General features: G+C 33.4%; 12 protein-coding genes. All 12 read right to left on the reverse strand.

The window, feature by feature from the left end:
• Positions 1-158: 158 nt before the first annotated feature.
• The 12 genes from SD1D_RS06945 to SD1D_RS07000 all read right to left on the reverse strand — a co-directional run bounded on the left by SD1D_RS06945 (position 159) and on the right by SD1D_RS07000 (position 12199).
• Positions 159-809, reverse strand: a complete 651-nt coding sequence (locus SD1D_RS06945) for a DUF3237 domain-containing protein (RefSeq protein WP_242955197.1) — start codon at positions 807-809, stop codon at positions 159-161.
• 33 nt (positions 810-842) lie between these two features.
• The gene (locus SD1D_RS06950; RefSeq protein WP_058258266.1) at positions 843-1178 is read right to left on the reverse strand and encodes a metallophosphoesterase; all 336 of its coding nucleotides are present in this window, start codon (positions 1176-1178) and stop codon (positions 843-845) included.
• Positions 1179-1271: 93 nt separating this feature from the next.
• A complete protein-coding gene (locus SD1D_RS06955; protein WP_058258267.1) occupies positions 1272-1784 on the reverse strand; it encodes a helix-turn-helix domain-containing protein in 513 nt (170 codons plus the stop codon).
• A gap of 63 nt (positions 1785-1847) precedes the next feature.
• On the reverse strand, positions 1848-3041 hold the full coding sequence (locus SD1D_RS06960) for an ABC transporter permease (protein ID WP_058258268.1): 1194 nt from the start codon (positions 3039-3041) through the stop codon (positions 1848-1850).
• Between the two features lie 391 nt (positions 3042-3432).
• Positions 3433-3600: a rhodanese-like domain-containing protein gene (locus SD1D_RS06965; protein ID WP_330398659.1), complete on the reverse strand. Its 168-nt coding sequence runs from the start codon at positions 3598-3600 to the stop codon at positions 3433-3435.
• Positions 3601-4115: 515 nt separating this feature from the next.
• The gene (locus tag SD1D_RS06970; RefSeq protein WP_197687592.1) at positions 4116-5213 is read right to left on the reverse strand and encodes an AAA family ATPase; all 1098 of its coding nucleotides are present in this window, start codon (positions 5211-5213) and stop codon (positions 4116-4118) included.
• On the reverse strand, positions 5210-6286 hold the full coding sequence (locus SD1D_RS06975; protein ID WP_058258269.1) for a coiled-coil domain-containing protein: 1077 nt from the start codon (positions 6284-6286) through the stop codon (positions 5210-5212). The genes SD1D_RS06970 and SD1D_RS06975 overlap by 4 nt, the downstream gene beginning before the upstream one ends.
• Before the next feature lie 2 nt (positions 6287-6288).
• Positions 6289-6651 carry a hypothetical protein gene (locus tag SD1D_RS06980; RefSeq protein ID WP_058258270.1) on the reverse strand — a complete coding sequence of 121 codons (363 nt, stop codon included), beginning with the start codon at positions 6649-6651 and terminating at the stop codon, positions 6289-6291.
• Between the two features lie 4 nt (positions 6652-6655).
• Positions 6656-8350, reverse strand: a complete 1695-nt coding sequence (locus tag SD1D_RS06985) for an AI-2E family transporter (protein ID WP_058258271.1) — start codon at positions 8348-8350, stop codon at positions 6656-6658.
• Between the two features lie 385 nt (positions 8351-8735).
• Positions 8736-10208, reverse strand: coding sequence for an ISLre2 family transposase (locus tag SD1D_RS06990; RefSeq protein WP_058258272.1), 1473 nt, complete (start codon positions 10206-10208; stop codon positions 8736-8738).
• Between the two features lie 299 nt (positions 10209-10507).
• Positions 10508-11074 carry a GrpB family protein gene (locus SD1D_RS06995; RefSeq protein WP_058258273.1) on the reverse strand — a complete coding sequence of 189 codons (567 nt, stop codon included), beginning with the start codon at positions 11072-11074 and terminating at the stop codon, positions 10508-10510.
• Between the two features lie 300 nt (positions 11075-11374).
• Positions 11375-12199 (reverse strand): GNAT family N-acetyltransferase, encoded by an 825-nt coding sequence (locus SD1D_RS07000; RefSeq protein ID WP_087758841.1) that lies wholly within the window; start codon positions 12197-12199, stop codon positions 11375-11377.
• Positions 12200-12549: the final 350 nt, after the last annotated feature.

Genomic DNA, 12549 nt, shown 5'->3' on the forward strand with positions numbered 1-12549 from the left:
TACCTATATTATACTACAACTTACATATTTATACAATATAGTTTGTAAATAGTTGCCTGCTTTAGTCATTATATGTTCTATTCTATCATTTATCTTTATATATTTACTATTTTTCCTTGTTTTAATGTATTTATCATGTCCTATTATCAAAATCCTTATCACTTTGTACTTTCATAAAATGTAATAGTAAAATTACCTGCCCCCATAGTCGGATTTGAACTTAAATATAACTTTTGGTTCAGGTATGAATATTTACTGTTTACATTTACTTCAAATGTAGGTACAAGAGAACCAAATTGACCGCCGTTTCTAACAATAATAATTTCTCCGTCATTAGTTTCCCAAAGATATCTGGCATCAATCGTCATAGGAGAAGATAGATTCTGATAATCAGCACCTGCCGCTATAATTTTTGCTGTTATACTTCCAGTCACCGTACCGCCGGTTATGGGAATAATGTTCCTATTACCTCTCTTACTTGCTCCAACCGATTGACTTGCTCCAAGATTTACCACCTCAGTTATGAATTTACTGCCGTATCTTTCAGAATTCGCCTTTCTATAGTCCCATGGTTGATCCGGTACATCCTCCGGTTCCGTTACAATTATTGAATTTGTCGAGTCTGGTATAACAGTTATCCCAGATACATCATAAACACTTAACTTCATAGTTGCTGTTGCAGGGTCTACAATACGCCTTCCAACAAATCTCCTTGTTTTCTCCTTGTTTTCTTCTTGTGCTCCTTTATTAATCCAATAAGGTCTTTTCAAAGCTGACAGTTCCAAGTGATGTGATAAGCTTTTTCTCATCCTTCTTTACAATGTGCCAGTTCTGCTTTCTTTTCAGACTACATATACCTGGCCTCTTATTAAGTGAATTATACCTGAGTCTATCTCATGAACCAAACCGCCGTTCCATTCCACTAATGGAAATTCCTCCAATATATCAAAATTCTCATGATTACCATCTATAAACAACACTGCCGACACCGGCAGTTCAGAAAGTATGGCTCTTACCTTTTTGTCATAACTCCCATTATCCCAGCATATAGATGTATCTCCTAATATAATAAGAAACCTATCTTCATTAGGATGGACCTTTTCTTCTTCCGCCTCAAAAAAATCAACTATTTTTTGTACATCTAATACTCCATGTATATCTCCACACAAATAAACCATCAAATCTCTCCTTTATTATTTTGCAGACCTTCCAAGTTTATTAATAATTATAACTTCACTGCGCTTGTAACAATTTTTTGATAACGGTTTAAGTCATAAATTTTTCTTCCCTGTCAAGATTATTCCTACAATCCCACCAACTAGAATAATAGCTGCTATTCTGAAAAACAACCATTCAAAAGCATGATAAGTTGCTCCTACTACTGCAGTTTCTGGGTCACTATAGTTCCATCCTAAGTAAGGGCTACTAGAAGCAATCAGTGCTACAGCAATTATTATTATTACAGCACACAGTACAATAAAAAGCCAATGAACTAGTCTTCTTTTCATTTCCTTCCTTTGAGCTAATTGTAGGTTAATAACCTCAAGTTTTTCAGAAATAACCTTTAACTCATCAGCCTTCTGCTCCACAATATTTTCTCCAAGCAAAACACTAACTGGCGTTTCGAGCACCTCTGACATAGAAATCAACAAATCCGAATCCGGAACCGATAATCCCTGCTCCCATTTAGAAATTGTTTGCCTTACCACATTCAGTTTGACTGCAAGTTCTTCCTGAGAAAGTCCTTTTGATTTTCTGATTGCTTTTATATTTTCATTTAACACTAGAAAAACTCCCTTCTATAATAAACACGAATATATTTGGTTTTGTTGCTTGAGCCAACCACATTAATATTCCTGTTTTGAGATTAAATTTAGAAAATGTTTACTTGCAGTTTCAACGATAAGTACTCCGATTAGCATATCAATAAATAATACTGTTAACCAAGATCCCCAATCTATATCAGTAAGTCCCAAGAAACCATATGCTGCCACAAGAGTATCCTTCTTTACCCAATAACTAAATCTTTCATAGGCAGTGAAGATAAAAACCCCAAGCAGGCCTAATAGAAATATTAGTTTTAAATATATATATCCAGATTTTCTTATCTTCACACTATTAACATTTTCCGAAATACTAGATGATAGATTATTCAGCAGTAATCGATTCCCTTTTAAAATATTCCGATTAGCAATCCATATGGTTATTGCATACAATACTAAAGCACTAATAAATTGGATAATAATAGACTTCAAATAATCATTCTCAAAGTGCTCGTAATTCTCTTGCTGACTGTAAAATTTAAACTGTAACCCGAGATTTTCTAAAAGAATATCACTTAAGGTTTCTGTTTTTTCTACAGTAGTATGAAGAACTATTAAATTCATGATGGAATTAATATGAAAATCAACATTGGCATTTTCAATAAAGATCTGATTTACAGGAACAAAAATCGAGAAATTATAGTAGTTTTTCCAGTTGGGCATGTAATAATTTGAATGAAAGGCATTTTTCTTTAGGATTCCTACGACCTTAAGCGTAATATTTCTTCCCATTGCAGGGTCTGAAATAGAAATAGTTGAGCCCAAAGGATAAGTTTTACTTAAGCCTGTCCCTATCAAAACAGGTATTTCATCATCATTCAGCTTGTAATCAAAACTCAGTTTTATCCCTTGTTCTAACTCAAGCGGGAATAATTTATAATATTCTTCATTAAGGTAGTTTACTGATACTTCTATATCACAATCCGGCAAGGTAATTAGATTTCCGTCAATATATAATGCAAAATCAAAATTTCTGTCCAAATAATTAAAGATTTGCTGAACATCGGATTCTGTAATATTGGCAAAGCTATAATCATTTTTCGGATTAAGATTGGCAATATAGGTTCCTTCATGGACCAAACTGCTCATTTCACAATACCCTTGATATGTCGACAAAAGTGAACGAATTCCGATAAAGGTCATATAATTTGCAATAAATATTAGTAAAATAATACATAAGGTAGATTTTCTTTTGAAATAACATTTAAAAAGTAGCATCTTTTTCTCTTATTACATTCAGAGTCAGAAGAGGACTAAAATGCAATAACTTCCTTTCTTAAAGTTGTTACTGCAATTTTATCTATTTCTACCCGTTGCCACAAGCAACGCATATTAACATTTCAACTATCTCCACAATTCATATTCACATCGTATCATAAAGCATAGAGATATAGTGTTTCTAGTTTCTACTTTGTTCAAAAATAGTAATTCTGGTATAGCTAGTTTTACTTTTTCAATGAATTGCTCAATTAAATTGGATTATATTATTCTAATAACGAATAAATGACGTGAGATAAATATTAATGTCTTATTAGTTAATACCATTATATACCTATTTATTTTACTAATCAATATTACATCATATTCCTACACACTGATATCATTTATACTATTTATTTACACAAAAACCCATAGGTGTATTTTTTGCTGTCTTTATTGATCCACTGTTATACTCATAAGTTTCTCTTATATCTATTAATTCGATCTTACCAATAAGGTTATCCAGTTCATTTACATTTATAAGTTTTCTATTATCTCTTTTTAAAAATTCAAACACTTTCAATTCCTCCTAGAATTATCAAGATAGTTTGTTTTTTCATTTTCTTATATAATTATAACTATTGTCCTAATTCTATCTGTAATCAAATCATATAAAGATGTTAAGTAATATCAGAAAATTTTACATTGGCATAGACATTGAAAGAACACCCGTAACTCACTTCAGAGCTACGGGTGTTCTTAACATTACTCATCTATTCTTATTTCAATACCTGATTTGATTTCAATGTTTATTTAATCATCGTAAAGTGTTATCTTTTTCTCACTTATATAACCTCCTATTTATAACTTAGTTGCACATTTATCTACGGTGTCTTGTAGATTCAGATTAGTGATTATTAATATTATAAAGTAGATTACTAAATAAAATAATAAAAAATTGACGTATCAAATAAAAAAGATACGCCAATGCACATTAATTCATATACTAGTCTCATATTTTCAATTGCAATTTGTAAGGTTTACATCCATGTGTTATTAGTATCTACAGTATGGGAACCATTGATTTCAAGCCTAAAATATAAAGTCTTCAGCTTTAATAGTAGATAGTTCCTCACTCCCTGGATTCCTGGCATTTATCACTCGTCTTGCATGATTCATAACCAAATCATCATACAGATTTCTAACCAACCTACCATTTGCGAAATTTTTATCCTTCGATGCTGTCTGCTGCTCGAAATACAAATGGATTTTTTCTTTTGCTTCGTTATCCAAAATATAATCATTTTTTTTACATATAGAAATCAATATCTTATCCAGTTCATATGGGCTATAGTCATCAAATTCTATAAATGTATTGAATCGAGATTTTAACCCTGGATTGGACTCGAAAAATTTATTCATAGGCTCCGTGTATCCTGCAACAATCACAACCAGATCCTCTCTGTAGTCCTCCAAGGCCTTCGTCAGTTCTGTCAAACATTCTCTACCATAAGAGTCAGAATGATCATTTTCTGTGATACTGTAGGCTTCATCGATAAACAGAACACCGCCTTTAGCTTTTTCGATTACTTTTTTCACCTTGAGTGCAGTCTGTCCTTGATATCCGGCAATTAAATCTGTTCTCGAAACTTCAACAAAATGCCCTTTTGAAAGTAATCCTATTTGCTTGTAAATTCTTCCTACAATTCTGGCTACCGTTGTTTTTCCTGTTCCGGGATTTCCAGTAAAGGCAAGATGCAATGTGCTTTTTGCGGAATGAAGATTTTTCTCCCTACGCATCATCTGAACCTTTTGATACACAATTAAATCTTGGACTTTATTCTTTACTTTTTCTAAGCCTACTAGATCATTCAGTTCATCCAACAAGTCTTGAAGTGTTCTTGTATCATCGTCTACTTCCTCAGTTGGCTTACAAATGCCTTGTATGGTTGAATAACCATAGAATTCAATCAAACTGGAATTAACAACCTGTGCAGCCCGTTTAACCTCAATTTTGTACTTCTTATTATCAATAGCTTCAGAAATTTTTTTAAGAATTGCAATAGTAGCTGCTTTACTATTTTCTTCCACAATTGCAGTTGCCAATTTAGTTATCTCGCCACAAGCATCTGTAAGGGCATCCATTTTAGATGCATTATTTATTAATGCTTGACCGTACTTGTCCATCATATTACCCTCATGAGAAGTAGAATTAGCTCAATAATTGCCAGTCCTGCAGAACCCCCGGCAATTAAATACGCATACTTTATCCTTTTTGACAAAGATTCAACTGCAGCATTAGTTGTCTGCACCGTATCTGCAATTTTCTCATCTACCTCTTCCTTATTTTTCTCAATTGCAATAGCAAGTCCTTCATCCCTTTTTTCACTTGCAGTAAGCTGAGATGTATGTTCTTTAACTTCTTTCCATATGCTATCAACTTCTTCTAGATGGGAGATTCCGCTTAATTTTTCTTTATAATCCTTCAAACTATTGATGTCATCCACATTTAAATCGATACGTTCAGTAATCCTACCAACAGTCTCCACTAATTCATCTAATTTGCCTGAGTAGATTTTATCTGCCCGGTCCAACCCTTCTAATTTTTCAATAAAATCACTTGACTGCATAGACAAAGTCTCGATTTTCTTTTCGGCTGTTGTTAACGCAACTTTTACTGCGTCAGCTTTCTGGGCACTCTCTTTACTGCTTTCAATAACACACTCTACAGACTTAGAAAGAGTGCTTATCTCCTTAAACCATTTTTGACTATCACTCCATATTTTATCAATATCACTAAGATGACTATAACTATCCAATTTATGTTTAAATTTTTTCAGTTCTTCAAGTGTCTTTCTTTGGTTTTCAACTATTTTTTTGATTTGCCCCTGCGTTTCCTTAATACTTTGGCTTGTTTCTTCGGTTGCCTTGATAGAAACTAAAATCGCCTGAATATAATCCTTGTCCAAAGCTTCTAGTGCACTATATACCTGTCCAAACTCTTTGATTAATTTAATCTGGGTATTATTTATACTGTGTAAATGAGTTTGGATTTGTGAGGTTAATTCATTCAGTTCTTCGCCTGTAACCTTATGGTTCAATCCGATACCACGACCAAAAAGCAAATCCCCAAAAAACTCGCCTACTCCCTTGGAGTTATCGACCATTTTAAGGTTTAATTCCGTTGTAGTTTGTTCTGAAAACTTTTTTATTTCTTTCTTGGCGTTTTCAAAATCATGACGCTGTATAACCAATTCGTTCATCTTTAATCCTCACTAATCATTTTATCTAATTCGGTAGAAACTTCATCTATCTCGTTATCGATCTTATCATATACCTTCACATTTTCACGTATTGCTTTAACTGAATCTCTAATAATGGTAGCAGCATTCTCATGTCTGTAATACATATTCTCAATAGCTGAACTTTTAAATTCTTCATACACAGGTTCTTCCTGGTTAGACACGACCTTGACCAAAGGAGCGTCAACTTTGATGGATTGTTCTTTATCCAGATCTTTATACTTATGACCCATATTATATTCTTTCTTCTTTTTGTTTAATAAGTATATAGCTGCAGCACTACCAATAATAAGGCCTGCACCCATTATGTATAAAGCTTTTTTCATATCATTAGTCCTTCCATTCATTAAATAGTTTATCAATATCATCGAATGTATTTTTAACACTTTCGTCAATTGCACAATTTGCTCTAATATTTTTTATAGAATCAGCCATCATATTAGCAGCCTCAACATGGCGGTTGTGTATATCATGTGCAACTATATATTTTGTATGTTCTAGCTTTGTTTCGCTAACCATTTGGACTTGATGTTGAAGATTTAGTATCTCGTTACCTTTTTGTATTTGAGCATTCACAATTTCTCTTTTCATACTATTTTCGATTTGCTTTTCAATGAGATTAATTGCTATGGCACCGATTATACCCGAAACTACGGCACCAAAGAAAATCCCCAAAATGTTAGCTAAACTGCCAAGTAGCGGAATCTCAAACGCAAAGATTGGAATTGTCATAAGCCCTTTTTCTATAACCTCTCCGAGAACTAAGGCTCCAACACCGGTTAATCCGGCTATAACAATTTTTCCTGTTTCAAGTAACAATCTACCAATTGGTTTGCTCTTGTTTTCTGGACTCTTGATATATGTTACTGCCTCTTTAAGAGATTTCCATCCTTGTTTCAGCATCATCCAAACCTTTTTAATTGTTCCAAAAATAGGACCAATAATAGCAGTAGCAACAGTAGAAAATACGGTATTTCCCGCATTAATCAAATGTGTTTTCATTTTATGGATAAAAGAATGAATAGCTTCTTTCAGACTATCCAACAAGGTTTTCAAAGCTTTATTAGCAGACTTAAACCACTTAACTAACTTAGCCACAATCTCTTTAACCAGTTCAGCCAAAAACTGCATAATAACAGCTCGTAGAGCCTTTCCACCAATTCGGAACGCTTCTTCTTTTTGTGTTTTACGGCCTTCTTTCTTAAGTCGTTCTTCACCCTCTTTTTTCTTTTGCTCAACAAACTCTTCGGCTCTTTTGTTTGCCTTTTCCCAGTGTTTGTTCTTATCCTGTTTGCTCATTTCATTGGCTGAATTATCACTTTTTCTATTGTTTCGCTCTGCTGTAGTATATCCTTGTAAATTTTCAGGATTGTTAATAATGTCAGCTAATTCTTGGTTACTGTTAGCCATTTGAAGTGATGGATCGCTATATAACTCAGCAGAAGACTTAACATGCTCTCTTTGAGCTGCTTTAGGATTGTTCTTGCCATTATCTAATTTGGTTTCAGTTGGAATTTGTCTGCCAGTATAAATATCTTTAACAGTATCTATACCCTCTTTTTTTAAATCTCCAGCCCTTTTCAATGTTGCATCCATACCAGGATCTACATATTTTTTTCGAAATTCTTTATGAGAAGTATTAGTGTATCTATCATAATTTTGTTCTAGTTGCTCTCTACTCATGTAATTGTGAGTTGCAATTTTACCTTTAGCAAAATTCTCTGCTGTTTGAATATGAGCTTCATCCCTTAAGTCAAGGTGAAGTCCATTATTTTCTTTGATAAAATCCTCACCTGCAGTAACAGCAATTTGATTCAAAAACTGTTCCCACACAACATCCATAATAACATTACCAAGGTTATCCGGACTTCCAACTTTTTCTTTCTCTTCGGCTAGGAATTGCATATCTGCAAGTTCCTCTTCCAATTGATCTTGAAGTTTTCTTTCTAACTCATCAAAGTCAAATGGTTCCGTCAAATCCTCATATAGCTTTTCTTCATCAAGGATAGCATTTTCCTTTGACATAATTTATCCATCCTTTCAAATAGAAATCACATCACGACTTAAATTCATCTGCACATAGATAAGTTAAACCATAGACTATAAGATGCTTTTTACAAGCTTCCTATAGTTCCGATTGCTTCTATAAGCCGCGACTGAGTAAGTCCATTTTGTATGATCTTTATTTAATATCTAATCTATAATTTTTTATTATATATTCGATTCACTAATTGTCGTTTTTTGTATTTTTTAACACAAATATGATAACTATTATACCATAAAATTCGTCAAAATCCAACATCTGCACCTAGCAGATTGCGTAACTTTACTGTAGGAAATATAAAGGTGGAGTTCACCAAAGATGTGTTTATAGAATTAACATCTTTACTATACCTTTTATTTCTCTTTTTTACAATCCCCATATATGAGGATTAAACCATGCATATTTCTTAGCACTAGCACTTAAGCTATGGCTTATACTTTCTGTATATTTTCCAAGCTCATAATGTTTATTTCTCTCGGCACTTAACATTTCTGTACTACTTATTATATCATTTTCTTCCGCTCCAGCAGCCTTGGGTAGCTCTTGTTTTTGTTTTCTCACTAATTCCAACATATCTCCACCATTATAGTAGTAAGCACGTAAATGCGCCATTTTATCTGCGCCTATTCTACACCATCCCATTGGTCTAGAGCTCATTCTGGAAGCTAATATATGGCTTACATGACCTTCTGCACTACAACCTATTATACCTTCTTCTTTTTTTAGACGTACTTTAACCGCGGACCAATTATTTAATATCAATTTCTTACTTTCATTGACACGTTCTATAACTGTATCTCCTTCTGTAACTCTTAGTATTTTTTCCATTACTTCTTCAAAGTCCTTTTTAGTGCCTACCTTTATTGCATGTCGTATTTCACAACGTGCGTCCTCTGCAGAATCTAATAAGTGGGATGTTGCTCGTATCATATATTTATTTAAATGAAATCCATCCATAACATAAGTAATTCTGGCTAATCGACTTTTTCCTGCCTTAATCCAAGCACCACCATCACCGTTCAGGTATATTTTCTTTATGTTGTCTACATCATAGTTACAGCATATATAATCATAAACCCTATCCCATAAAACATTATTTTCTTCCCCGGGATAGTTACCGCAGAAGTAATGGGGATTTATTAACTTGTTTCGTTTACTTCTAGGACTCTCTTTTTCTATTCCCTCATACACATAGACAATCTTACTTAGTAAACAGTTATTCTTCCTATTGTTTTTATTCTTTATAAGGTCGCCCTTCTCCTCATTATACTGCAAGGATATATGATCTTCATCTGCATCTATGTATAAATAATCCACCTTTTTCTTCTTTGGTAAATCCTTATACTCGTGTTGAAATTCAAGGTTATGTATTTCGTTTTTAACAGTCTGCTTACTAACAGTATCACTTATACTGGTTGCCTGCCCAGCTTTGCGATAGGAGGTCTCTACTGCTTCCTCTAGCATCTTTGCCTCGGCATCCTCTGTTAACCTTTGATGCTCTTTAAATCCAAGAATGCGATCTAGAAGATATGTCCTTTCTCCTGTTGTTTTATTTTTAAATAAGGTCTTTTCAAAGCTGATTGTTCCAAGTGATGTAATAAGTGTTTTCTTATCTTTCTTTATAATGTGCCAGTTTTGCTTTCTTTTTCCACTCTTTCTGAGCATTTCATCACAATTCTCAAGAGTTTCTTGTATAGTGTCTAAACCTAGCTTAATCACTTCTTCCTGAACTCCATAGACAAATGAAGCAAAATCCTTTGGGTTTTGTAAAAAACTTTCAATTGTTTTTTCTAAACTTTTTGTGCCAAAATCTAAAAATTGTTGTATACTTTTAATCATAAGAGAACATCTCCTTTGTGTTTTGGTTTATTGTGATGATTAAATTCTAACACAAAGATTGGTGTTCTCTTATTTTATATTTAATTTTCCTACAAAAATTTTACGCTAACCTTACATCACTATCTCAAAAAATACTCTTCCTTTTAGTTTATGGAATTGTTTAGCTGCACCAAAGTACATTATATTGGGTAGTTCCTGATGGTTTATCATAATAACCCTTCTTCCGATAAATATTTAATTAGCATAATCGCCAGCGGCTTCGACTAAACATATCTACATACTCTACATACTCGAAGTTATCAGTATCTATCCCCATATATCTTGCGTGCCTCAGATGTCCATCTACAAATGAAATCCGTTTTTGCATCTGTATAAGCATCTCTGTTATGCTCGTATTTCTTCCATAATACAAGTTTTAAGTTTTCATATTCCTTAGCAATATTGGGATGCTCATTCAAATAATCTCTGAAAAACAGTTCATCATTGTCTCCTGTGTATCTGAGATGAATGTGATAGACTTTATCAGCAAACCCATCATTTGTATACCCTTTATTGAATGAAACCCTTTTATCCTCTGTAGACATTCTAATAAATCCATTTGCTTCTATCACTTGAGCTACTTCTTCAATGCCAATGTACTTAGGTATTTCAATCAGCACATCAACAATATCTTTCGCCCATATTCCCTTTATAGCAGTGCTTCCTATATGACTGATTCTATCGATAGGATAGTCTACTAACGCCTTCTGCAGCAAATCCTCTATCTCCATATAATACTGGGACCACTTTTCATCGTGTTGAACTAGAAATATTGGAAACAGCTCCCACAACTCTTCCAATGTCATCTCCGAAAGTTCTTTTTTCATAATTTTCTCCTCAACAAATTCCAATTTGATTATTTCTTATCACTATAGTCTTAAGAAAATACGCTTTTTAAAGGGTCTTTGCATCTCCAACTGTGATTTTTATATACTCTTTCCAATGGATTAGAATATAATATCTTCTATTACGTTTTTTCTTCTTTCATGCTATTCAAATTGTATGTTACAATTACTTTTCTAACTAATGTAGCGTAGATATAATTATTAATAATTTTTTCTCTCACTTTCTACAAAGTTAGTGATTATTAAATGTTTGATTTAAATAAAAGATAAACAAGTGTATCTTTACTCTTCCAACATATTTTTACATACGGAAATTATCTCGGATTTGTCGTCCTTTTTCCAAAGAAAGAGAACATCATCTCCCACTTTTGGCATGTCAGAAACTTTTTTAAAGTCTTTACTTAACTTTGCCGGAATTATCAATTCCCAGAACTTGACATAATAATTGTCTCCGTCAACAGCTTCAATGACTCCTAACCGCTTATCTAAAAGCATCAAAAAGCCATCTTGGATTTTTACCTTGCGATAGGCAGGAAACTCTACCCCAATGTGCTCTATTTCTTCAATATCGTCACATTCTTTAAATACCGGACTTTCTATAAATTTGCCATGAACTGAAGCGAACAATTTCTCATTAAGCGGCAAGCACATCAATGCATCATAATTTTTGCCTTCAGCATCGGTAATTCCAAACTTATCACATGTTAAAAAACCCCATTTAGGATAATATGTAGGTTCCCCGGTAATTATAATTCCCGAATAACCGGCCTCTTTAGCTAATTTAATGGTATATTCAAGTAAAGCTTTTCCAATACCGGAGTTCTGCAAAGTTGGCTCTACTGCCAATGGCCCAAATGTAATTACTTCATGCTCTGTTTTATCATCAACGACTTTAGCTTTTGAATAATAAATTGCCCCTACTACTTTTCCGTTTAATTCAGCAACACGGCTGATTTCCGGTAAGTAATCCTGCGACTGCCTGAGCTTGCTGACAATAAGATGTTCATTGCATCCGGGGCCATGAATATTCCAAAATGCCCTCATTGTAAGAAGTTCTACCGATTTATAATCAGCAGGTGTTTCCTTCCTGATTATTAAATAATTCATAAATTTCACTCCCAGTTAAGTTGTTATTTCAAACAAATGAATATTTGATGTTGTATTTTTATGTTTTTATGATAACCACAATTAGTAATTGAGCTTAATTCAATAGAAGCACACCCCAAAACCTGACATAGAGCCAAATATTATAGAAAACCAGCATTTACAGACTTTTCCTCATTCACTGGTTTATATGACATCTATGCTTCTACGTTTCAAAGATATGTTGGAGGAAAATCCGGTAGCAAATATTGATTTTCCCTTGGTTATCCTAATGATGAAAAAAGAGAATTAGAGATCAGCTAATCTTTGCTACCAGTATTATCGTCTTCTACAGATCTATTTTCAATTACATC

Source organism: Herbinix luporum, from assembly GCF_900070325.1.
GTDB lineage: Bacteria > Bacillota > Clostridia > Lachnospirales > Lachnospiraceae > Mobilitalea > Mobilitalea luporum.

Excerpts from the sequence above, each read along its gene's own strand:
- SD1D_RS06950 (WP_058258266.1), bottom strand. The coding sequence starts at position 1,178 with ATGGTTTATTTGTGTGGAGATATACATGGAGTATTAGATGTACAAAAA.
- SD1D_RS06995 (WP_058258273.1), bottom strand. The coding sequence starts at position 11,074 with ATGAAAAAAGAACTTTCGGAGATGACATTGGAAGAGTTGTGGGAGCTG.
- SD1D_RS07000 (WP_087758841.1), bottom strand. The coding sequence starts at position 12,199 with ATGAATTATTTAATAATCAGGAAGGAAACACCTGCTGATTATAAATCG.
- SD1D_RS06975 (WP_058258269.1), bottom strand. The coding sequence starts at position 6,286 with ATGAACGAATTGGTTATACAGCGTCATGATTTTGAAAACGCCAAGAAA.
- SD1D_RS06980 (WP_058258270.1), bottom strand. The coding sequence starts at position 6,651 with ATGAAAAAAGCTTTATACATAATGGGTGCAGGCCTTATTATTGGTAGT.
- SD1D_RS06985 (WP_058258271.1), bottom strand. The coding sequence starts at position 8,350 with ATGTCAAAGGAAAATGCTATCCTTGATGAAGAAAAGCTATATGAGGAT.
- SD1D_RS06960 (WP_058258268.1), bottom strand. The coding sequence starts at position 3,041 with ATGCTACTTTTTAAATGTTATTTCAAAAGAAAATCTACCTTATGTATT.
- SD1D_RS06970 (WP_197687592.1), bottom strand. The coding sequence starts at position 5,213 with ATGATGGACAAGTACGGTCAAGCATTAATAAATAATGCATCTAAAATG.
- SD1D_RS06945 (WP_242955197.1), bottom strand. The coding sequence starts at position 809 with ATGAGAAAAAGCTTATCACATCACTTGGAACTGTCAGCTTTGAAAAGA.
- SD1D_RS06990 (WP_058258272.1), bottom strand. The coding sequence starts at position 10,208 with ATGATTAAAAGTATACAACAATTTTTAGATTTTGGCACAAAAAGTTTA.